Origin of the sequence: Amycolatopsis rhabdoformis, assembly GCF_035918295.1 — a bacterium.
GTDB classification, from domain to species: Bacteria; Actinomycetota; Actinomycetes; order Mycobacteriales; family Pseudonocardiaceae; genus Amycolatopsis; species Amycolatopsis rhabdoformis.
In genome coordinates, this window is record NZ_CP142149.1 from 7,634,737 (window position 1) to 7,656,865 (window position 22,129).

18 protein-coding genes are annotated in these 22,129 nt (G+C 70.7%); 8 read left to right on the forward strand and 10 right to left on the reverse strand.

The annotated features are described in order from the left end of the window. The first annotated feature begins 70 nt into the window (after positions 1–70). The 3 genes from VSH64_RS35140 to VSH64_RS35150 all read left to right on the forward strand — a co-directional run bounded on the left by VSH64_RS35140 (position 71) and on the right by VSH64_RS35150 (position 4,913). A complete protein-coding gene (locus VSH64_RS35140) occupies positions 71–1,699 on the forward strand; it encodes an ABC transporter ATP-binding protein (RefSeq protein ID WP_326567048.1) in 1,629 nt (542 codons plus the stop codon). After that, on the forward strand, positions 1,696–3,435 hold the full coding sequence (locus VSH64_RS35145) for an ABC transporter ATP-binding protein (protein WP_326567049.1): 1,740 nt from the start codon (positions 1,696–1,698) through the stop codon (positions 3,433–3,435). The genes VSH64_RS35140 and VSH64_RS35145 overlap by 4 nt, the downstream gene beginning before the upstream one ends. An 89-nt stretch (positions 3,436–3,524) precedes the next feature. Further along, entirely contained in the window at positions 3,525–4,913 is a 1,389-nt protein-coding gene (locus VSH64_RS35150; RefSeq protein WP_326567050.1) for an outer membrane protein assembly factor BamB family protein, read from the forward strand. Here the strand turns inward: VSH64_RS35150 and VSH64_RS35155 are convergent, their stop codons facing one another. Continuing rightward, positions 4,914–6,209, reverse strand: a complete 1,296-nt coding sequence (locus tag VSH64_RS35155; protein ID WP_326567051.1) for a serine hydrolase domain-containing protein — start codon at positions 6,207–6,209, stop codon at positions 4,914–4,916. It lies immediately after the preceding gene. 84 nt (positions 6,210–6,293) lie between these two features. On the opposite strand from VSH64_RS35155, the gene VSH64_RS35160 reads away from it, so the two are divergent. Together VSH64_RS35160 and VSH64_RS35165 are read left to right on the forward strand one after the other, a co-directional pair. Continuing rightward, positions 6,294–6,890, forward strand: coding sequence for a TetR/AcrR family transcriptional regulator (locus tag VSH64_RS35160; protein ID WP_326567052.1), 597 nt, complete (start codon positions 6,294–6,296; stop codon positions 6,888–6,890). A gap of 42 nt (positions 6,891–6,932) precedes the next feature. Next, on the forward strand, positions 6,933–7,712 hold the full coding sequence (locus VSH64_RS35165; RefSeq protein WP_326567053.1) for a TIGR02452 family protein: 780 nt from the start codon (positions 6,933–6,935) through the stop codon (positions 7,710–7,712). A gap of 596 nt (positions 7,713–8,308) precedes the next feature. On the opposite strand, the gene purQ is transcribed toward VSH64_RS35165, so the two are convergent. Together purQ and purS are read right to left on the reverse strand one after the other, a co-directional pair. Further along, positions 8,309–8,986 carry a phosphoribosylformylglycinamidine synthase subunit PurQ gene (gene purQ, locus VSH64_RS35170; RefSeq protein WP_326567054.1) on the reverse strand — a complete coding sequence of 226 codons (678 nt, stop codon included), beginning with the start codon at positions 8,984–8,986 and terminating at the stop codon, positions 8,309–8,311. Continuing rightward, the gene (purS, locus tag VSH64_RS35175) at positions 8,983–9,222 is read right to left on the reverse strand and encodes a phosphoribosylformylglycinamidine synthase subunit PurS (protein WP_204092648.1); all 240 of its coding nucleotides are present in this window, start codon (positions 9,220–9,222) and stop codon (positions 8,983–8,985) included. The genes purQ and purS overlap by 4 nt, the downstream gene beginning before the upstream one ends. Before the next feature lie 218 nt (positions 9,223–9,440). Between purS and VSH64_RS35180 the strand changes: the two genes are divergently transcribed. Further along, positions 9,441–11,027 (forward strand): GMC family oxidoreductase, encoded by a 1,587-nt coding sequence (locus VSH64_RS35180; RefSeq protein ID WP_326567055.1) that lies wholly within the window; start codon positions 9,441–9,443, stop codon positions 11,025–11,027. Positions 11,028–12,212: 1,185 nt separating this feature from the next. On the opposite strand, the gene VSH64_RS35185 is transcribed toward VSH64_RS35180, so the two are convergent. The 3 genes from VSH64_RS35185 to VSH64_RS35195 all read right to left on the reverse strand — a co-directional run bounded on the left by VSH64_RS35185 (position 12,213) and on the right by VSH64_RS35195 (position 16,314). Beyond that, positions 12,213–13,376, reverse strand: a complete 1,164-nt coding sequence (locus VSH64_RS35185) for an alpha-hydroxy-acid oxidizing protein (RefSeq protein WP_326567056.1) — start codon at positions 13,374–13,376, stop codon at positions 12,213–12,215. A gap of 60 nt (positions 13,377–13,436) precedes the next feature. Beyond that, positions 13,437–14,933 (reverse strand): aldehyde dehydrogenase family protein, encoded by a 1,497-nt coding sequence (locus VSH64_RS35190; protein WP_326567057.1) that lies wholly within the window; start codon positions 14,931–14,933, stop codon positions 13,437–13,439. Positions 14,934–15,015: 82 nt separating this feature from the next. Next, complete coding sequence (locus VSH64_RS35195) at positions 15,016–16,314, reverse strand: MFS transporter (protein WP_326567058.1); 1,299 nt, start codon at positions 16,312–16,314, stop codon at positions 15,016–15,018. A 644-nt stretch (positions 16,315–16,958) separates the two neighbouring features. Between VSH64_RS35195 and VSH64_RS35200 the strand changes: the two genes are divergently transcribed. Both VSH64_RS35200 and VSH64_RS35205 read left to right on the forward strand, forming a co-directional pair. Beyond that, positions 16,959–17,885, forward strand: coding sequence for an ArsR/SmtB family transcription factor (locus tag VSH64_RS35200; RefSeq protein WP_326567059.1), 927 nt, complete (start codon positions 16,959–16,961; stop codon positions 17,883–17,885). 28 nt (positions 17,886–17,913) lie between these two features. Next, on the forward strand, positions 17,914–18,549 hold the full coding sequence (locus VSH64_RS35205) for an MBL fold metallo-hydrolase (RefSeq protein WP_326567060.1): 636 nt from the start codon (positions 17,914–17,916) through the stop codon (positions 18,547–18,549). A gap of 38 nt (positions 18,550–18,587) precedes the next feature. Here VSH64_RS35205 and VSH64_RS35210 read toward each other — a convergent pair whose 3' ends face one another. The 4 genes from VSH64_RS35210 to VSH64_RS35225 form a co-directional block, all read right to left on the reverse strand. Continuing rightward, complete coding sequence (locus VSH64_RS35210; protein WP_326567061.1) at positions 18,588–19,295, reverse strand: DUF2334 domain-containing protein; 708 nt, start codon at positions 19,293–19,295, stop codon at positions 18,588–18,590. Between the two features lie 65 nt (positions 19,296–19,360). Next, positions 19,361–19,882 (reverse strand): NADPH-dependent FMN reductase, encoded by a 522-nt coding sequence (locus VSH64_RS35215; protein ID WP_407655582.1) that lies wholly within the window; start codon positions 19,880–19,882, stop codon positions 19,361–19,363. A gap of 423 nt (positions 19,883–20,305) precedes the next feature. Further along, positions 20,306–21,142: a patatin-like phospholipase family protein gene (locus VSH64_RS35220; protein WP_326567062.1), complete on the reverse strand. Its 837-nt coding sequence runs from the start codon at positions 21,140–21,142 to the stop codon at positions 20,306–20,308. A 92-nt stretch (positions 21,143–21,234) separates the two neighbouring features. After that, positions 21,235–22,122 (reverse strand): phosphoribosylaminoimidazolesuccinocarboxamide synthase, encoded by an 888-nt coding sequence (locus VSH64_RS35225; RefSeq protein ID WP_326567063.1) that lies wholly within the window; start codon positions 22,120–22,122, stop codon positions 21,235–21,237. Positions 22,123–22,129 lie beyond the last annotated feature (7 nt).

The window sequence follows — 22,129 nt, forward strand, 5'->3', positions numbered from 1 at the left end:
TTGGTGCAGTCGTTCGCCCAGGGATAAATCAGTCGCGCTGCGTGGGCGAATCGGCTTACCGTCGACAATCGTGCTCTCCGCCACATATCCCTTCGCCTCGCCTCGGCTGCCCGAGCGGCCGACCGCCGGCCGCTACCTGCTGGCGCTGCTGCGCTCGCGTCCGTGGCTGGTGCTCACGGCCGCGGTCACCGGCGCCTGCTGGTCGCTGCCGAGCGCGCTGCTGCCGCTGGTGATCGGCCGGGGCATCGACGCGATCTCGGCGGGCGACACCGGCGCGCTCTGGCGCTGGGCGTTCGTGGCGGCGGGCCTCGGCGTGTTCCAGGCGGGGTTCGGCACGTGGCTGCACTTCACGTCGTACGGCATGTGGATCCACGGCGCGGGCACGACCCAGCGCCTGGTCACCGAGCACACCACGCGTCTCGGCGCGACCCTGCGTGAGGCGACGACGACCGGCAACGTCGTGGCCGTCACGTCGTCGGACATCAACTGGATCGGCAACACCTTCGAGGTGATCGGCCGGACCGTGGGCTCGGTGGTGGCGTTCGTGGTGATCGGCATCGCGATGCTGGGGTCGTCGCCGCTACTCGGGGTGGTCGCGCTGGTCGGCGTGCCGCTGGCGGTGGTCGGGATCGGGCCGTTGCTGAAACCGCTGCAGAAGCGCAAGACCGTGCAGCGGGAAAACCTGAGCGACGTCAACGCGTTGGGCGCCGACATCGTGTCCGGCCTGCGGATCCTGCGTGGGGTCGGGGGCGAGCGGCGGTTCCTCAAGCGCTTCCGCGAGGCGAGCCAGCGGGTGCGGCGCTCGGGCGTGGAGGTCGGGCGCGCGGAGGCGTGGCTGGCCGCGGCGGCGATCGTGCTGCCGGGCCTGGTCACCGTGGCGATCACCTGGCTGGGCGCGCGGCTGGCGCTCGACGGGACGATCGGCGTCGGTGAGCTGGTGGCGTTCTACGGCGTCTCGGCGTTCCTGATCGTGCCGGTGGACACGGCGACCGAGGCCGTCGGCGCGGTGAGCTCGGGCCTGGTGGCCGCGCGCAAGATCTGTGGCCTGCTGTCGCTGCGGCCGCGGCTCACGGAGCCGGCGGCACCCGTGCCGCTGCCGGCCGGGTCCCTCGATCTGGTCGACACCGAGAGCGGGATCCACCTGGCGGCGGGCAAGCTCACGGTCGTCGACCTCGGGGCCGACGCCGAGGCGCTCGCGAGCCGGCTGTCGCGGTTCTCCGACGCCACCGAGCCAGTGCTGGTCGGTGGCGTGGCCGTGGACCAGGTCGCGCTGGCCGAGCTGCGGGCGCGGGTGGTGTACGCGCACAACCAGGACCTGTGGTTCTCGGGCGTGCTGCGCGAACAGCTGACCCCGCCGTTGCCGAGTGGCGTGAGCATCGAAGAAGCGCTGTACGCGGCCGATGCCGACGACATCATCGAGGCGTTGCCGAAGGGCGTCGACGAGCTGATCGGCGAACGCGGCCGCGAGGTGTCCGGTGGTCAGCGCCAGCGGCTGAGCCTGGCGCGAGCCCTCGCGACGGACGCCGACGTGCTCCTGCTCGACGAGCCGACCTCGGCCGTCGACGCGCACACGGAAGCTCGGATCACCCAGCGCGTCGCTTCGCTGCGGCGCGGCAGGACCACGGTGGTGTTCAGTCAGAGTCCCTTGTGGACACACGTGGCCGACGAGGTCGTGAGCGGAAAGGCGGTGACGGTGTGAAGCGGCTTCCCCTCGCGTCGAGACGCGACGTGCGGCGCTGGGCGGCCCGCACGGCCGCTGAGAACCGGCGCGAGTTCTCCGTGATGCTCGGACTGTTCTGCCTCGCCACGCTGATCGGGCTGGCCACGCCGCAGCTGCTGGGCCGCCTCGTGCAGGGCGTCGTCGACGGCGGCACCACCACGCGCGTCGACCTGCTGGCCGCGGGTTTCGTGGTGGTGCTGATCCTGCAGGCCTGGGCGAAGAAGGCGGCGCGGCTGCGAGGCCGGATGTTCGGCGAGCGCGTGCTGGCGCAGACGCGGGAACGGTTCGTGGGCAACTCGCTGAGCCTGCCGCTCGGCACGGTCGAGGCCGCCGGCACCGGCGACCTGCTCAGCCGCGCGACGAGCGACATCAGCCGGCTCGACCACGCGGTGCGCTTCGCGGCGCCGGAGATCCTGATCGCGGTGGTCACGGTGCTGCTCACCACCGTCGCGATGTTCCTGACCTCGCCGCTGCTGGCGTTGGCGCTGCTCGTGGCGCTGCCACTGCTGGTGCCGGTGAACATCTGGTACCAGCGCCGGATTCCGACGCTGATGGCGTGGATGCTCGACCGCTGGGGCGACCTGCAGTCGGCCACGCACGAGACGGTGGAGGGCGCGCGCACCACGGAGGCGCTGAGCCTCACCGACCGCCGGGTGCGGCTCGGCCGCGCCGCGCTGGACCAGGCGGTGCTCGGCGAGCGGCGCATGCGTGCGCTGCAGCTGCGGTGGCTGCCATCGCTGGAGATCAGCTACGTGCTGCCGATCGCGGCGATGCTGGGCATCGGGTTCTTCGCGTACTCGCACGGCTGGGCCGGGCTCGGCACGATCACCACGATGCTCGCCTACGCGCAGGCCATGACGGCGCCGTTGAACGAGGCGTTGTTCTGGATGGAAGACCTGCAGGTGGCACTGGCCGCCGCGCGCCGGATCCTCGGCGTGCAGCCGGCGCCGCCGCGCGAGTCGGTGACCGAGGTTCCTGTCGGCCGCGACATCGAGGTGCGGGACGTCCACTTCGGATACACGGCCGACCGGGAAGTGCTGCACGGTATCGATCTGTCCGTACCGCGCGGTGAACGGCTGGCGATCGTCGGCCCGTCGGGGGCCGGCAAGTCGACGTTGGGCCGGCTGCTCGCGGGCATTTCCGCGCCGTCGAGTGGTTCCATCTCCGTCGGCGGTACCGAGGTTTCGTCGCTGGCGGAGGACGTGCTGCGGGGTGAGGTGCTGCTGTTGACGCAGGAACACCACACGTTCTCGGGTTCACTGCGGGAAAACCTTTCGCTGCCGGCGCGCCGGGACGGCGGGGACTGGTCGGACGCGGAACTGTTGGCCGCGCTGACGGCGGCGGGTGCTGCCTCGTGGTTCGCGTCGCTGGACGACGGCCTGGACACCAAGCTCGGCTCCGGCGCGTACGCCGTGCCGGCCGCGTTGGCCCAGCAGCTGGCGCTGGCGCGGGTCGTGCTGGCGGACCCGCACACCCTGGTGCTCGACGAGGCGACTTCCCTGCTGGACACGGGTTCCGCGCGAGAGCTGGAGCGCTCGCTGAACGCCGTGCTGTCCGGGCGCACCGTGATCGCGATCGCGCACCGCCTCCACACCGCGGCCGCGGCGGACCGCGTCGCGGTGGTGGAGGGCGGGCGCATCACGGAACTGGGCTCGCACTCGGAACTGCTGGCCGCGGACGGCCCCTACGCTCGACTGGTGGCGGCGGCTTCCTGAACCGTCCCCACCGTTGTGGGGGATGTGGACAACTCCGCACCCCCTCTGCCTGCGCGGATAGACTGTGCGTAGCAGAGGGGGAACCAACCGTGTCCAAGTTTCAACCGGTCATCCGGCAGCCGCTGGTCGTCGGCGTGATCGCGTTCCTGGCCGTCGTGGTGGTGGCGGCCGTGGTGGTGCCGATCGTGATCGTCACCGGCAGCCACGCGCCCGCGGCGCGGAGCCCGGTCGCGGCTTCGAGCGCGCCGTCTTCTTCCGCCGCCGGCGCGGCGGGAGCGTGGAAAGTCGGCTCGCGGGAGGTGCCGCAGTACGACCACGGCATCGACTCGTGGGTGGTCGGCGACACGCTCGTGGCGGTCAACGACACGTCGGCCGTCGCGTACAGCCGGGCCGACGGCAGGCAGGTCTGGCAGGTCGGGCCGCCGTCGGGGCACTTCTGCGGGGCGAGCACCGCGGTGGTGGACAACCGCGTCGCCGTCGGCTTCGGGGACCTGTGTTCGAGCGCGGCCCTGCTGGACCTGGGCACGGGGAAACTGTTGTGGCACAAGCCCATGCCGATCACGTCGTCGGCGAGCCCGTCGGAGCACATCCTCGACGAACAGGCCGTGCTGGAGATCGTCGGCGGCACCGTGGTGGTCGCGCACGAGGGCAACCTGATCGGGCTCGACGCGGCGACCGGGGCGGTGCGGTGGTCGGAGGACACCCCGCCCGCCGACGGAAAGGTGTACACGAACTGCCGTGCGATGGATGGGCTGCCGCGCAACGGAGCGTTCGCGCTGCTGTCCACGTGCGAGTCGGTGCAGTCCTATGAGGACCGTTTCGTCGCGGTGCTCGTCGATCCGGCGAGCGGGAAACCCCGGCAGCAAAACGAGTTCGTGAAGAGCGACTCGTACCTGGCGCCCTCGTGGCTGAGCGCTTCGCCGCCGATCGTGTGCCTCAACGACACCGAGAACGGTTCGTACGTGTTCCTCGACGACGCGTTCAAACCGGTCGCGACCGTGCCGACCGGACCGATCCTGACCACCGGCCTCACGCTGAGCGACGGGTTCGGATACAACCACATCAGCCACGGCACGTCGCACGAGCGGTCGAGGGCACTCGTCTCGGGCACCACCCTCGTCACGGTCACGAACCCGCAGCGTCCCAACTCGCTCGTCGCGCTCGACGTGCGGACCGGGGCGAAGCTGTGGCAAACGCCCGCACCCGGTGGCGGCAGCGTCATGGCGCCACTCGCGGTGGAGGACGGCGAGATCGTCACGGAAGTCGCCCCGCCCGACGGCGGGCCCCGTCAGCAGGTCGTGAAGTTCTCCCTGGCTCACGGGACCGCCGTGCCGGCCGGCGCGTTCTCGATCACCACGTCCGACCGCAACGGCCCAGACGCGTGGACATACCGCTTCTTCTGGGCCGACGGCCACGTCTACGGCATCCGCGGCGACTACAACAGCTACAACGACGCCATGGTCTTCCGGCTCGGCTGATCAGTCCGCGTGCCGGCAGATCAGCACGTTGCAGTGCGCGTTGGGCGCCAGGTCCCGCAGCAGCACCACCGGGTCGAGGTAGTTGACCGGGTTGATGTCGAGGTCCAGCGGCGGGGTGCGGAACGGCCCGGGGTCCGGCACCGGTGTGTCCTGAACGCCGCGCAGCAGGATGCGGAAGAAGTCGTAGTACAGGTTCGAGCCCGACGGCGAAGCGCTGAGCAGGCCGGCCAGGTTCGGCGCGGTGTCGCCGAGCACGCCGGTCCAGGTCACGGTGATGCCGAGGCTCGGGATCATGAAGTTGTTCTGCTGCAAGGCGCCGACCATCGCGAAGGTGTCGGCCGGGGCGCTGCCGATCATCGGGCCGGCCACGGTCTGCGCGTGCGGGAAGTTGGCCGACGTGCAGGAGCTGCCGCCGTTGTGCCAGAAAAGGAAGCCGTAACACTGGTTGGTCGGTGTGTTGGCGCGCGCCTGCGTGATGTAGTTCGTGGACAGGACGCGGTGGCCGCGCCACACGCCGTCGTTCTGCATCAGCAGGCCGAGCTTCGCGAACTGCGCCGGCGGGATGAAGAGGTTGGCGTAGCCGTAGGAGTTGCCAGCCTGGTCGCGCAGCCAGAGGTAGCTGCCACGCGGAATGCCGACCGGGTCGAACAGCTCACGCTGCGCGAACGTCTGCAGGTCCTCGCCGACGGCGCGCTGCAGCACGGCCGAAAGCAGGTCCGGCGTGCGCTGGCTGTACTCGAAGTGCGTGCCCGGCTCGTGGGTGAGCGGCTGGGCCATCGCTTCCTGCACGAGGTCGGGGTCGAGGCCGACCGAGGCGAGCTCGGCCAGGATCGACTCGTCGAGGCCGGAGGTCTGCGTGAGCAGGTTGCGGATCGTGATGGCCCGGTGCGCCGCGTCGCCCACGCCGGCGGGCAGGTACTTGCCGATCGGGTCGTCGAGGCCGATCAGGTGCTGGTCGTAGGCGATGCCGGTGAGGATCGAGATCACCGACTTCGTGGAGCTGAAGATCTCCATCGGCACCTGGTCGGTGACCGGGTCGAGCAGGCCGCGGCCGATGCGGCAGTTGTCGCGGAAGATCTGCACGGACGCGCGCAGGTGCGTCTGCGCGTAGGCGATGGCGGCGTTGACCGCGGCCGGATCCATCGCCTCTTCGGCGGGGCTCGCCGAGGTGAAGGACGCGCCGTCCGCCGGCAGCTCGCAGCCCTGGCGCGGCGCGGCCGTCGCCGATCCGGGGGCGACGAGCGCCGCCGCCAGGAGGAATGCCGCGGTGAGTGAGGTGACCACGCGTCGTCGCATGCCCGTGCTCCTTATGTGCTTGACCCGGCGGTAAAGCTAGCGCAGTTTTACCGCCGGGTAAAGCCGAGCCGTTATGCTCCTCGGATGAGCCGCTCCACCCGCGCCCGTCCGACCGACGACGAACTGCTCGACGCCGCCCGCGCGGTCTTCGTGGAATGCGGCTTCCGCGCCACCACCATGAACGCCATCGCTTCCCGCAGTGGCTCCACGAAACCCACGCTGTACGCCCATTTCGGCGACAAGAACACGCTCTACCGCCGGCTGCTCGACCGTGAAGCCGCCGCTTGCCGAGCGCGCCTGTTCGCCGAGTACGAACGCAACGACGGTCTCCCGCTGCGCACCATGGTCGCCGCCGACACCCACGCGCTCTTCGACTACGCCGCCGCCGAACCCGACGGCTTCCGCCTCCTCTTCGGCGTCGACATCACCAGCGACACCATCGAGGTGCGCGAACACCTCCTGGCCGACATCGACGAGCAGGTGACCCGCCGCATCCGCGCCTACCTCGCGTCCCGCGGCCTCCCCCCACGCCCCGACGACCACCGCCTGGCCAACATCCTCGTGGGCGTCGCCACCACCTCCGCCCGCCACGCCATCGACCACCACCTCGACCTCACCGCGGCGGCCCGCCTGGCGACGGACTTCTCGACGGCCGCGTTGATCAACCTGCCGGTGGACTAATTCCGTTGTGGTGCCAGGGTTCCTCGGTGGACCATGGTCCGTGTGAGCAGCCGGCTGAAGAACATCGCCGCGGAAACCGTGCGCATCGTCGACCGCGGCGAGTACGGCGACGTCGTCCTCCGCGACCAGGTGACCCGCGCCCGCCAGGGCACGCGGCTGTACCTCCCGCACGACCCGGTCACCGTCCCCGACGGACCCGTGGTGCCCCACCTCGAGGTCACCAACGAATCCACCACCACCGCCGCCCGCCGCCTCGGCGGCGACGTCGCCTGCCTCGTCTTCGCCTCCGCCCGCAACCCCGGCGGCGGCTTCCTCAACGGCGCGCAGGCCCAGGAGGAAGCCATCGCGCGCAGCTCAGCGCTGTACGCGTGCCTCCTCGAAGCCCGCCCGTTCTACGACCACCACCGCACCGACCCCGACCTGCGCTACTCCGACCGCGTCATCCACTCCCCCGCGGTCCCGGTCTTCCGCGACGACTCCGCTGCCCTGCTGCCCACCGCCCACCTGGTCTCGTTCCTCACGGCGGCTGCCCCGAACTTCGGCGCTATCCGGCGGAACCAACCTGAGCATGTCTCGACGGTGCCGAGCGTCTTGCGTCGCCGGGCTCGGCGGGTTGTCGAACTCGCGGCTGCTCATGGGCACCGGAATCTGGTGCTGGGTGCTTGGGGTTGTGGCGTGTTCGAGAACGACCCGGCGGTGGTGGCTGCCGCGTTCCGTGCGGCACTTGAGGCTTGTCCACGCTTCGAGCGGGTCACGTTCGCTGTACTGGACAGGCGTGCGGGTGAACCGACTTTTGGGGCGTTTGCGCGGGAGTTCGGGTAGGCGTTCTCGTTCTGCCGCGTCCGCCGGCGGACGCCGCGCGGGCATGCCCTTCGCCCTACTGCGGTTTCCGGCGTGGGCTGACGTCGCCCTGAGTCAGCTGGCTGTGCGGTCGCGGCCCGCAACGTCGCACGCGGCCTCCAGATCCGCTTGCCGCTCTCAGGAGCCCACCAAGACCGGCCGACCCCACTCGGCCACGATCATCCGCAACTCCGCGCCACCACACCCGATCGGTGAACAACTCAGCTGTTGGAGCCACCGACAGAGACCCGGCAGGTCTGCCCCCGCCCTTCCTGGGGCTCGGTGCGGATCCCGCCTGGTGGCTCCTTCTGGGCCTGTCCGTTGCGGCGGGCACCGGCGGCGTGTTGATGGGCTCGGCAGATCGGGGGAGTCGACGTTCACATCCCCGCGTGATGAGTCCGGCGGCATCGGCTTGGGCCTGCAGCCTGGTCAGCAGTGTCGGCCAGGACCGCCCACCGCTCGTCAGAGAGATTTCCTTGCCGAACACCCAGATCATCTAGATGTGGGACGAAACCCTTAGGCAGAACCAAAAAAGGGGCGGCACCGAACCCTCGGCACCGCCCCTTTCAAGGGAAAGATCAAGCCTTCGCGAAAGCGTCCACCGCACTCAGGAACATGCCGAGGCCGTCGTCGGACGGGCCGGTGAGGGCGTCGATCGCGTGTTCCGGGTGGGGCATGAGGCCGACGATGCGGCCGTTTTCGCTGCGGACGCCGGCGATGTCGTTGCGCGAGCCGTTGGGGTTGCCGTCCACGTAGCGGAAGGCGACGCGGCCCTCACCCTCCAGCATGTCCAAAGTGGACTGGTCGGCCATGTAGCAGCCGTCGTTGTTCTTGAGCGGGATGAGGATTTCCGCGCCCTTGTCGTAGCGGCTGGTCCACGCGGTGGTGTTGTCGTCCACGCGCAGCCACTGGTCGCGGCACACGAAGTGGAGGCCGACGTTGCGGATCATCGCGCCGGGGAGCAGGCCGGCTTCACAGAGGATCTGGAAGCCGTTGCAGATGCCGAGCACCGGCATGCCCTTGCGGGCGGCGTCGATGACCGAGTCCATCACCGGCGCGAAGCGCGCGATCACGCCGGCGCGCAGGTAGTCGCCGTAGGAGAAGCCTCCGGGGACGACCACGCCGTCGACGCCGCGCAGGTCGGCGTCGGCGTGCCACAGGGGCACGGCCTCGGCGTCGGCGTAGCGGACCGCGCGGGCGGCGTCGCCGTCGTCGAGGGTGCCCGGGAAGGTGATGACGCCGATGCGGGCGCTCACGCGTCCACCCGGCGGATGGTCCACTGTTCGATCACGGGGTTCGCGAGGAAGCCCTCGGCGATCTTGGCCAGCGTCTCGTCGTCGACGGTGTCGTCGACTTCGAGCTCGAAGTGCTTGCCCTGGCGCACTTCCGTGACACCGGTGAAGCCCAGCCGCGGCAGCGCGCGGGCCACCGCCTGGCCCTGCGGGTCGAGGATCTCGGGTTTCGGCATGACGTCGACGACGACTCGGGCCACGGCAGGCTGCTCCTTATTCACGCAGGTCGTGGGGTACGACGCGAGCGTACTTGACCCGCGACCCGCGGCGCCCGTCCGGTGCCGCGCACAGAAGCGCAGGTCACAACTGGCCCGCGCCCCGGCGCAGGAGGATGCTGCTCGACGGGCCTTTCCCCGGCCCGCGTGCTGGGCCATGATGAGTAGTTGACAGCACGCCAACATGAGCAGCTGGAGGCACCGTGGCCGGTCAGGACTCGTTCGACTACGTCATCGTCGGCGCGGGCAGCGCGGGCTGCGTACTGGCGGCACGGCTGAGCGAGGATCCGGCTGCCCGCGTTCTGCTCCTCGAGGCCGGCGGCGAGGACACCGCCGACGAGATCCACATCCCGGCCGCGTTCGCGTCGCTGTTCAAGACGCGCTGGGACTGGAACTACGAGACCGTCGAGCAGAAGCACACCGGCAAACCCGCCTACTGGCCGCGCGGCAAGATGCTCGGCGGCTGCTCGTCGATCAACGCCATGATCTACATCCGCGGCAACCGCGCCGACTACGACGGCTGGCGCGATTCCCACGGCGCCACCGGCTGGGGCTGGGACGACGTGCTGCCCTACTTCAAGCGCGCCGAAGCCAACCAGCGCCTCGGCGGCCCGCTGCACGGCACCGACGGACCCCTGCAGGTCGAGGACCGCCGCTTCACCCACGAGCTGTCCTCCGCATGGGTCGACAGCGCCGTGGCCTGGGGTTTGAAGCGCACCGACGACTTCAACGGCGAATCCCAGGAAGGCGCCGGCCTCTACCAGGTCACCTGCAAGCGCGGACGCCGCTGGTCCACCGCCGACGCGTACCTGCGGCCCGCGTTGGACCGACCCAACCTGGTTGTCCACACCCACGCGCAGGCCACCCGGGTCGTGTTCGAGGGCACGCGCGCGGTGGGCGTGGCCTACCTGCACAAGGGCGTCGAGGTCATCGCCCGCGCCGACGCCGAGGTGCTGCTCGCCGGCGGCGCGGTGAACTCGCCGCAGCTGCTGATGCTCTCAGGCGTCGGGCCGGCCGAGCACCTGCGTGAGCTGGGCATCGACGTCGTCGCCGGGCTCACCGGCGTCGGCGAGAACCTGCACGACCACCCGGCGGCCGGGATCATCTGGTCCACGAAGGGCACCACCGATCTCGTCGACGCGGCCACGCCGGCCGGCCTCGTCCGCTGGCAGCTCACGCGCCGCGGGCCGCTGGCGTCGAACATCGGCGAGGCGGGCGCCTTCTTCCCGACCCGCGACGGGCTCGCCGCGCCGGACATGCAGATCCACGTCGCCCCGACACTCTTCTACGACAACGGCATGCGCGAACCCACCGTCCCGGGCTTCACCTCCGCCGCCACCCTGGTCGACGTCGCCAGCCGCGGCCGGCTCCGGCTGAAGTCCGCGAATCCCTTGTGGAAGCCCGAAATCGACCCGGCGTACTACGCCGAGGCGAGCGACCTGGACACGATGAGGTCGGCCCTGCGCTCCCTCATCGACATCGGCAAGTCGGGCCCGCTGGCGCGCTTCCTGGACAAGCCTTTCCTGCCCACCACCCACGACCTCACCGACGACGCCCTCACCGACCACATCCGCGAGAACACCCAGACCCTCTACCACCCCGTCGGCACCTGCGCGATGGGCACGGACGAGCGCGCGGTGGTCGACCCGTCGTTGCGGGTGCGCGGGGTGGAGGGCCTGCGCGTGGTCGACGCCTCGGTGATGCCCGTGGTCCCCCGCGGCAACACGAACGCCCCGACGATCATGGTGGCGGAGAAGGCGGCGGATTTGATTCGGGGTGGGGCGAAGTAGGTCGGGGCTGGGAGTTGTCCCCGGGTCGCGGTTGGTTGGGTGCGACCTAATCGGTTGTCCCCATTTGGTGTACTTCGTTAGGTCCGGCCCAGCAGTCCAGTCCCCAGGCAGGCTGATTCGTTGGATCGGACCCAGCGGGCTGTCCCCAGGCAGGCCCGATTCGTTTGGTCCGACCCAGCCGACCATCCCCAAGCAGGCCCGACCCACTAGGCCCGACCCACTAGGCCCGACCGAGCGGGCTGTCCCCAGGCAAGCCCGACTCGTTAAGTCCAGCCCAGCCGACCACCCCCAAACAGGCCCGACCCACTAGGCCCGACCCAGCCGACCATCCCCAGGCAAGCCCGACTCGTTAGGTCCGACCCAGCCGACCATCCCCAGGCAAGCCCGACTCGTTAGGTCCGACCCAGCCGACCATCCTCAAACGGGCCCGACCCACTAAGCCCAACCGAGCGGGCTGTCCCCAAGCAGGCCCGACTCGTTAGGTCCGGCCCAGCGGGCTGTCCCAAACAGACCCGACCCATTAGGCCCGACCCAGCCAACCATCCCCAAACAGGCCCGACTCGTTAGGTCCGACCCAGCGGACTGTCCGCGGGTGGACCCGCGTCCCTGGATCCGACCGAGCGGCCTGGGCACGGGTGCGTCCGATTCGCTGGGTTGGACCTAGGAAGTTGTCCTCACCTCGGACTTGGTTGGGCCCGACCTAGGAAGTTGTCCTCAGGGCGGGGTTGGTTGGGCCCGACCTAGCGAGTTGTCCCCAGGTGGTTCCGATTCGCTAGGTCCGACCCAGCGGGGCTGTCCCCAGGGCGGCCCAGCTCAGCTGGGTTGTCCACAGGTGAGTCGGACCTCGGCCACGGTTCCTTGGGTCGGACCCAGCTGAGCCGTAGGCACACTGGGTCCGACCTTCTCGCTTGTCCACAGTCAAGCCGAGGGCAACGTCGGCGAACCAGGTCGGACCGCAGCACTCAGCCCACATTGGGTCCGACCCAACTGGCCACCCACAAGCCGGATCTGTGGGACCACCGATCGACCCACGAACTTGGGTCCGACCCAACCGAACATCCACAAGCCGGACCAATGGATCGCCGATCGACCACAAAACTAGGTCCGACCCACTCACCCATCCCCAGCTAGGTCGAACCCACCGACTTATCCCCAGCCCGGCCCGACCCAACCGACTTACCCCACCTACCCGACCTTCCGCAGCGCATCACGCGTGAGGTCCGCCAGCGTCGGATACCCGTCGACCGCCATGAGAAGGTCGGCCTCCGCAAGGAGACTGCGCAGGACGTGGACAGCACCGTCCACACCGCCCAAAGCGAGCCCCCACACGTAAGGCCGCCCCACCCCCACCGCCCGCGCCCCCAGGGCCAGGGCCTTCACGATGTCCGACCCGGACCGCACGCCGGAGTCGAAGAGGACCGGGGTGTCGCCGGAAGCGTCGACCACCGAGGCCAGGCAGTCGAGCGCCGGGAGGCCGCCGTTGGCCTGGCGGCCGCCGTGGTTGGAGCAGTAGATGCCGTCGACGCCGCCGTCGATGGCGCGGCGCGCGTCGTCCGGGTACTGGATGCCCTTGACGATCAGGGGCAGCGACGTGAGCGAGCGCAGCCAGGGCAGGTCTTCCCAGGTCAGCGGGTTGCCGAACAGCTGGGCCCACAGCCCGACGGCCGCCATGAGGTCGTCCTCGGGTGCCTTCCCCAGGCGGGCGCGGAAGACCGGGTCGGTGAAGTAGTTGGCGAGGCAGTGGCCGCGCAGCTGGGGGAAGTTGGCTGTGGACAAGTCGCGCGGCCGCCAGCCGGTGACCCACGTGTCGAGCGTGACCACGATGCCCTTGAAGCCCGCGGCCTCCGCGCGCGTGACCAGCGACGCGGCCAGCTCGCGGTCGGTCGGCGTGTAGAGCTGGAAGAACCCGGGCGTGTCACCGAGTTCGGGCACGACCTGTTCCATCGGGTCGACGGTGAGCGTGGAGGCGACCATCGGCACGCCCGTGCGCGCGGCGGCCCGCGCGGCGGCGAGGTCACCGTGGCCGTCCTGCGTGCACAGGCCGACCACGCCCACCGGCGCCAGGAACAGCGGCGACGGCAGCTTCAGCCCGGACAGGTCCACCGACAGGTCCCGCTCCTTGGCCCCCACGAACATCCGCGGCACCACGCCCCAGCGCGCGAACGCGTCGACGTTGCCGCGCTGCGTCGCCTCATCCCCGGCACCACCGGCCACATAGGACAGAATCGACGGTGGAAGTGCCTGCGCCGCACGGGCTTCGAGGTCGGCGTAGACCATGGGCATGGTCGGGACGCGGCCGGTGAGCCCGGCGAAGTAGATCTCGTTCTGGAAGTCACCGAAGCGCGTCATGCGGGCTCTTTCTGGGCTCGGGATGGGCCGCGCCCCGGAATCCGGGACGCGGCCCAGACCTTAGCGCTTGCCGTGCATGATGGTGATGAGCTTGGCCACCAGAGCGTCGGTCGATTCCTTGCGGCTGAACGAAGTCAGGGTGATCGGCGCGGTGAACCGCTGCCGCGCGACGGCCTTGGTGCGTGCGAACTCGCGCAGGCCCTCCGGCCCGTGGATGCGGCCGAAGCCCGAATCGCCGACGCCGCCGAAGGGCAGCGACGCGATGCCGGCGAACGAGAGCGGCGCGTTGATCGAGGTCATGCCCGTGCGCAGCCGCGCGGCGAGCTCGACGCCGCGGGACTTCGAGAACACCGTGGAGCCGAGGCCGTAGGTGGTGGCGTTGGCTTTGTCCACAGCCTCGTCCATGTCGCGGACCTTGGCGATGGTGACCGTCGGGCCGAACGTCTCCTCGCGCACCGCCTCGGAATCCTCGGGGACGTCCACCAGCACCGTGGGCTGGGCATAACGATCACCAACGCTGTCCACACCCCCGAGCACGGCGCGGCCGCCGCGTTCAAGGGCGTCCGCGATGTGGCGGCGGATCACGGCCAGCTGCGAGGGCATGGTGACGGGGCCGTACTGGGCGTCTTCGTCAGAGCCCGCGCGCACGTTCTGCGACTTTTCCACCACCTTGGCCACGAACTCGTCGTGCACGCGCTCGTGGACGTAAACGCGCTCGACGCCGATGCAGGTCTGCCCGGAGTTGGAGAACGCGCCCCAGACGGTGGCGTCGGCGGCGGCGTCGAGGTTGGCGTCGGCGTCCACGAGAACGGGGTCCTTGCCGCCGGCCTCGATCACGACCGGGGTGAGCGTGTTGGCGGCCGCGGCCATGATCTTCTTGCCGGTGGCCGTGGATCCGGTGAACGCGATCTTGTCCACCCCGGACGTCACGAGCGCACCGCCGGTCTCGCCGAACCCGGTGATCAGCTGCAGCACGGGCTGCTCCGGCACGACCTCGGCGAACGCGTCGACCAGCCACTTGCCGACGCCCGGGGTGTACTCGCTGGGCTTGAAGACCACGGCGTTGCCGGCGGCCAGCGCGTACGTCACCGAGCCGAGCGGCGTGTACACGGGGTAGTTCCACGGCCCGATCACGCCGACGACCCCGAGCGGCCGGTACTCCACCGTCGCCGCTTGGTTCGACATCAGCAGGCCCGCCGAACGGCGCTGCCGGCCGAGGTACTTGCGCGCGTGCTTCGAGGCCCACGAGATGTGCTCGATGGCGAGCACGGTCTCGAGCTGGGCGTCGGCGATCGGCTTGCCGGTCTCGTCGCGCACGACCTGGCACAGCTGCGGCAGGCGGCGCGTGATCACGCCCTTCCACTGCCGCAGGCGGTCCGCGCGCCCCGCGAAGCCCAGCCCGTCCCACCACTCCGCCGCGACACGCGCCCGCTCCACAGCCGCGCGCACGTCTTCGGCCGTGTGCACCGGGTACGTGCCCACCACCTCGTCGGTCGCCGGGCTCAGCGAATCGAAGGTCTCACCGACCCAGGTCGGCTTCGGCTGGACGGCGGTCATCGGCGTCTCCCCTGCTCTTCGGCGTTGTGGTTCAGGCTACGAGGTTGCTGACGCAGTGCCAATAGTCGCCCGAGACTCCCGGTCAGCATCGCACCGGCGCCCGCCCCGGCGAAAGGGCCGCCGGGCGGTGGACGAACCACCCGATCGAGGCCGCCGCCACCACCCCGAACAACGGCGCCAGCCACAACGGCAGCACCCCCACGGCCAGCGCCCCGGCCCCGAATCCGGCCGACTGGACCGTGAACGAGACCGAAAACCCCTCCGACCTGCGCGCCTCCGGAAGCAGCCGCTGCATGTTCACGGAGGCGATGGTCACGAGCGGCCCGGTCGCGCTGCCGACGAGGACCACCCCCACGACGAGCCCCGACCACCCGAGATTCGCCGCGACGAGGGTGCCACCGACGACGAAGCAGGCGAGGAACGTCCGCGCACCCCGGTCCCGCCCGCGCCACGCGTACAGCGCGCTGCCGGCGACGCTCGCGCCGCACAACACCGCGACCACTCCCGGCGCCGCGGAGGCCGGCGCGCCCAGCCGCTCCACCAGCGGCAGGGGTGCGACCTCGATGGTGGAGAGCAGCAGCCCGATCGTGAACTGACAGCCGAGCCAGGGGAGACACGCCTTGATCGGCACCTTCGGCCGGCGAGCTTTGTGTTCGGGCAATCCGGGAGGGAACTCGGCCGATCCATTTGTGCGCTTCGCGTTCCTGCTCCCGGGAGTGGGGGTCGGAGCTGAGGCAGGGCCGACCGCGCCTTCGCGCGCGACACCCGCATCCGCGGAACTCTGCGCTACCTCATCCCCGGATCCGGCGTCCCTCTCTGCCTCCCGCTTCACGGCCTCGAACCCCGGCACGAGCCACACTGCCCCGGCCGCAGCGAAGGCCATCGCGAAGAGCGGCACGAACGGACCGCTCAGACTCGCCACGCCCACCAACACCGGCCCGGCGACCAGCACCCCGTCGAGAATCATCGCGTCCACCGCGACGGCCCTGGTGAGCTGCGCTTCGTCGACAACCCCGGCCAGCAACGCCCGAAACCCGCCCGCGAGCCCACCACCCACCACACCCGGCACGACCACGAGCACCAACAGCACCGATTCCTTCACCCCGGCCGCGGCCGCGACCCCCACGGCAGCCAACCCCGCCGCCACCAGCACCAACAACGCCCGCAGACCCCGCGCCGCCCCGACCCGATCCAGCACCCTCCCCACCGGCACCGCCCCACCCATCTCGGCGACGACGTAGGCCGCCGTCAACACACCCCCGAGCCGATACGACCCGCTCACAGCCACGGCCGCCGTCGTGAACGCCAGCGGCGCCATCCCGCCCGGCAACCGCGCCAGCTGAACCCCTGCTGACCAGCGCCAATACGCTTTGGTGAACATGCCCTTGAGCCTTGCTGTGCTCTCGCCGGACTGGAATTGATTCGGCTGTCCTCGAATCTTCTGGCGGATTCTGCACTTATCCACAGGGGTGGTCGACTTGTGGACAACTGAGGCCCCATTTGGTTGTTTTGTCCATTTATGTCGGAGGTGGCCGGTAGAATGGGTCCGGGGACGCCCCCCTCGGGAGGGCGGGGGCATGCCTGGCGGGCGAGCGCCGAGTTCGGCGGCGGGCATGCACGGTGAGTGGGGATGCCCGGCTGGTGAGCAGCAAGTTCGGCGCACGGGACACGGCTGCAGGCAGGGCAGGTCGGCGGGAGAGGGCCAACGTCGGCGGACTGAGGTACGGCCGGCGGGCAAGTCGCGAGTTTTGTTTGGCGGGGCAAGCGCGGCATGCAGGCCGTGTCCAGCTGATGAGCAGCAAGGTCGCCGCGCGGGGCACGGGCGGCAGGCGGGGCAGGTCGGCGGCAGAGGGGCAAGTCTTGTTGGGCGCGGCAAGCCCGGCAGGCACGGCATGTCCAGCTGATGAGCAGCAAGGTCGCCGCGCGGGGCAGCGTCTCGCGGAAGCGGCGCGAGGGCGTCGCGGACTGGGCGATTTCCGCCGGTAACCCGCGTACCGAAGGCAGTGTTCGGGTATATCCGAATCCATGGTCGAGCTTGTGCTGAGCACCGCCGGCGTGCGGTTCGCGATTTCGCCGCTCGAGGAGGTCATCGGGGTGGTGCGGGGGTGGCTGGGGCGGCGGCGGTTGCCCGGGGGTGGGGCCGGGTGGCTGGGTGGGGCGCGGGTGGACGTGCCGGAGTTGGCGGCGGTGCTCGGGGCGCGGCACTACATCACGGAGTTCCTGTCGCCGCCGCCGGAGACGGCGGAGACCACGGCCGAGGGGCAGTTGCGGGTGGTGCGGGCGACGGCGGCGGAGCAGGTGGCCGTGGAGTTGGGGATGGTGGACGCCGACCTGGCGAAGCTGCCGAAGGAGCCGGCGGTGGCGCGGGACGTGCTGGCCGACCAGCTCGAAGCCGTGTGGCGGCAGGTGGTGGAGCCGGAGTGGCCGCGGATGCGGGAGGTGCTGGCGGCCGACATCGCGTACCGGACGCGGCGGCTGGGTGAGCGGGGCGTGGCGGCGGTGTTCGAGACGTTGCACCCGCGGGTGCGGGTCGCGGGTGAGTCCGTGCTGGTGGACATCGCGGCGCGGGAGCGGTTGCGGCTGGACGAGCGCGGGTTGTTGCTGGTGCCGAGCGTGTTCGCGTGGCCGGCGGTGGGGGTGGTGACGGTGCCGCCGTGGCAGCCGACGTTGTTGTACCCCGCGCGGGGCGTGGCCGAGCTGTGGGCGGAGCCGGCGGCGCCCGGGGCGTTGGCGGGGGTGGTGGGGCGGACGAAGGCGATCTTGCTCACCACATTGGACCGTCCGGCGGCCACCACGGAGCTCGCCGCGCGGCTGGGGCTGGCGAAGGGCACGGTTTCGGCGCACCTCACGGCGTTGCGGGCGGCCGGGGTGGTCGCGACGACGAGGGAGGGGCATCGGGTGCTCTACCGGCGGACCGAGCTTGGCGACGCGCTCTGCGCGGGCATAGGGTGAATGTGACCATGTGTGAAGGAGAATCCTGATGCGGATCGTCCATTTCGGACATGCCTGCGTACTTCTGGAGACCGACGGCGAGCGGATCCTGATCGACCCGGGCGCGTTCTCGACCGACTTCGAGCGTGAGCGCGAGTTGTCGGCTGTCCTCATCACCCACCAGCACTTCGACCACATCGACGGCGAGCGGCTGCCGAAGGTGCTGGCGGCGAACCCGGGCGCGAAGCTGATCGTGGACCCGGGCTCGGTCGAGACCGTGCAGAAGCTGAACCTGCAGTACGAGGTCGCCAACGTCGGCGACGCCTTCGAGATCGGCGCCACGGCGGTGAACGTGGTGGGCGGCGAGCACGCTGTGATCCACAGCGACATCCCCGTGATCCCGAACATCGGCTTCGTGCTCGACCACGGCGCCTTCTACCACCCGGGCGACTCGTTTTTCGTGCCCGAGCAGAAGATCGACGTGCTCGGCCTGCCCACGGGCGCGCCCTGGCTCAAGGCCGGGGAGGCTGTGGACTTCCTGCGCGCGGTGGCGCCGCGCAAGTCGGTGCCGATTCACGAGGCGGTGCTGTCGAGCCCCGCACTGCACTACGGGCTGTTCGAGAACCTCGCGCCGCAGGGCACCGAGGTGAAGGTCGTCGAGCGCGGCGTGGCCACGGAGCTGTAGCACTCGTGGCGCGGCCGTCGTTGTCCTTTGTGGACGGATCAGGCGGCGGCCGCGCTGCGCAGTGAGCCGTAGGTGCGGCCGAAGGCGCGGTTTTCGATGGCGACGTCGACCGCGTCGAGCAGGGCCTGGCGCAGGCCGGGGCGGGTGAGGTCGGCGGCGTCGATGCCGAGGCGCACCAGGCCGCCGCGGCGGGCGGCGCGCGCGGAGGCCAGCACGAGCGCGAAGCAGCGCACGGTCTCGGTGCGCTGCGACTGGCTTGTGAACTCCTGCACGCGCGCCCGCAGCACGTCGCCGGTCACGAGGTCACGCACAGAACCCGCGTCGGCGCAGAGGGTGAAACCGTGTTCCCGCAACGCCTGCAGCGTGCCCGGCGATGCGAGCCAGCGCGGCGGGGCGAACCCCTCGACCGTGACGCCGGTGGTGTCGAGCGCGGCCTTCGCGGCGATCAGGCGCAGGCGCGCCTCGTGGGCCGGCAGGTCGGCGAACTCCGCGCGACGCCCGAGGTGGACGGTGCGGTGCGTGGGCGTGATGCGGTGGTCGTAGCCGTGCAGAAGCACAGAGTCGCCCGCGGCGGCGCGGGTGCGGACCCAGGCCGTGACCGGCCCGTCCTCGGTCCGCGCGACGTGCAGGATCGACAGCGGCACCCGGCGCCGCTCCAGCTCCGCGGCGAGATCAGCGCAGCGGTGAAGCGTGCGCGGGGTGGCCCCGGACAGCGATACCAGCAGGCGAGCATCCACGTGTCCCATTGCGCCTCAGCCCGGTGGCGTCCGCCTGACAACGCCGTGAACTGCACAGAAAGGACATGTGAGAGTCAGGCTTTCGCGGCCTCGACCAGCCGGCTCACGGCCATCGCGATCCGGCCGCGCAGGTCCGGATCCACGATCGCGCCGTCGGACACGGTATGGCGCGGGATCGGGATGCGCGCGCAGGCGTCCTCGACGATGCGCGCGCCGGCGTAGGTGAGCACCTTGCGCAGCGACTCGTGCGCGTCGGCGCCGCCCGTGGGCGCGGCCACGGAGGAGGCGTTGATCCACGACACGGGCTTGCCGTAGATCTCGCCACCGCCGACGGTCCAGTCCAGCACATTCTTGAACGACCCCGGCAGGCCGCCCGCGTACTCCGGCGTGCAGATCAGCACACCATCGGCCGCCTCGACCTCCGCGCGCAACGCCGTGACGGCGGGGTGCAGGGGCTCGTGGTCATCGTCGGGATTGAAGTGCGGCAGGTCGCCGAGGCCCGCGTAGATCCGCGACTCGGTGAACCGCGCAGCGGTGCCGATCACCGCCGCGTTCACCGAACCGCCCCGCAGACTGCCGCAGATGAGCAGGATCACGAGCGCCAGTGTGCCAGTGAAAGTCCAGTGCGCTGCCTGTTTTGTGTCTCACTCATGGCTCGATCACGCCTTGCGCGCTCCCGGACATACCCCCGCCCTCCCTGGGGGCGTCCCCGTCCCAGTTTATCGGCTGAGGGTCGGCGAAAACGGCTCGCGCGGAATCTGTGGACAAGTGCGGTGGCGGGTGGGTGGGGTGTGGACAACTCGAGCGGCTGGGTTGACAGGGCAGAAAATGGCCGCGACAAGCTTGGCGGGCAGCCGGCGACGCAACGGTCGCCGACCAGGAGAGTGCACTTGAAGCGGAGGGGTGGCGGCCCGGAGCGAAAGTCAGCGGGCAGCCAAGGGCGCGAGTCAGCATGACGGGGCTGGCAGCCGGGAGCGCGACTCGGTAGGACCGGAACGCCGGCCCAGCCCAGCGGCGGATCACGACCAGACGATTTCCAGCCCCTTCCCCTGCGCACGCCCCGCCTCCGCGGCCGGGCGGCGAGTTTCCGGGTCCAGGGGGTTCGTGCCGATCGCGGTGAGGGAGGTGGCGTCCGGTTCGATTACGGCCACGGTGGAGCCCGCGGCGCGGAGGGAGGCGACGACGTCGGCGAAGGGGCGGTCCGTGGGGAAGGCCTCGACGGAGCCCAGGGGGAGGATCACGGTTACGCGGTCGTAGCCGGTGGCGTAGTCGGTGTTGTCGCCGGAGCGGACGCCGCCGTCGACGTAGCGGTGGTCGCCGATGGTGACGGGGGGCCAGATGCCCGGGACGGCGCAGCTGGCGGCGACGGCGGTGACGAGCGGGACGCCGGAGTCGTTGCGGAAGGCGCGGGGTTCGCCTGTGGTGGCGTCGACGGCGATGATGGCCAGGTCGCGGGTGGGCCACTCGTGCGAGGGGAGGCGGGCTTCGATCACCGAGAGGCGGCGGGCCTCCGGCACGGTCGAGGCCGACAGGGCCAGCGCGCCGATCGCACGGCGCATGTCGGTGACCGAGCCGCCGCTGCTCAGGGCGGTGGCGAACTGCGCGCCGAAGGTCTCCAGGTCGAGTTCGACCGGGATCTCCGGGGATTGGTACGCGGGGTCGGTCTGCCGGACGTACAGCTCGCCCAGGCTGAGCCCGCTGCCGATCTGCGCGGCGACGGTCGAGCCCGCCGACGTGCCCACGATCAGGTCCGCCCCGCTCACGTCCCGCCCCGCGTCGGCGAGGCCCGTGAGCAGGCCTGTCATCCACGCGATTCCCGCGACGCCTCCGCCGCCCAGCACCAAAGCCTCGGTCATGTGATCAGTCTGCCAGCGGGCACCGACAGAAACCGGTGATCGGCCGGTCGACCAGTGGATTCACACTCTCGGCGGGCACTCAGCCGACAGCCTCAGGCACCCGGCCAATCAGCCAACGACAACCCACTGATCCGCTCATACGCCTCCACATACCGCGCCCGCGTCGCCGCCACGACGTCGGCCGGGAGGGGCGGCGGCTGGGTGTTCGAGGCGCGGTCCCAGCCGGAGTCCGGGCCGGTGAGCCAGTTGCGTACGAACTGCTTGTCGAAGGAGGGCTGGGTCTGGCCGGGGGTGTAGCCGTCGGCCGGCCAGTAGCGGGAGGAGTCGGGGGTGAGGACCTCGTCGGCGAGTACCAGGCGGCCTTGGGTGTCCAGGCCGAACTCGAACTTTGTGTCGGCCAGGAGGATGCCGCGCTCGGCGGCGAAGTCGGCGCCGCGCTCGTAGATGGCGAGGGTGGCGTCGCGGACCTCGGTGGCGCGCTCGACGCCGATCTGCGCGGCGACCGTTTCGAAGGACACGTTCTCGTCGTGGTCGCCCAGGTCGGCCTTCGTGGCCGGGGTGAAGATCGGCGAGGCGAGCTTCGAGGCCTCCACCAGGCCGGACGGCAGCTCGACGCCGCAGACCGAGCCGGTGCTCTGGTAGTCCGAGAAGCCCGAGCCGGTGAGGTACCCGCGCGCCACGGCCTCCACCGGCAGCATGTCCAGCCGGCGCACGAGCAGCGCGCGCCCGAGGACCTCCGACGGGATGCGCGGGTCGTCCCAGGCTTCGAGGTGGTTCGGGATGACGTCGGCCAGCTGGGTGAACCAGAACACGCTCATCGCGGTGAGGACGCGGCCCTTGTCCGGGATGGGGGTGTCCAGCACGAAGTCGTAGGCCGAGATGCGGTCGGAGGTGACCAGCAGCAGGTGCTTGTCCCCGGCGGCGTACAGGTCCCGGACCTTGCCGGAGGCGATCTTCGGGAAATCGGCGAGCGTCGTCACGGCTGCA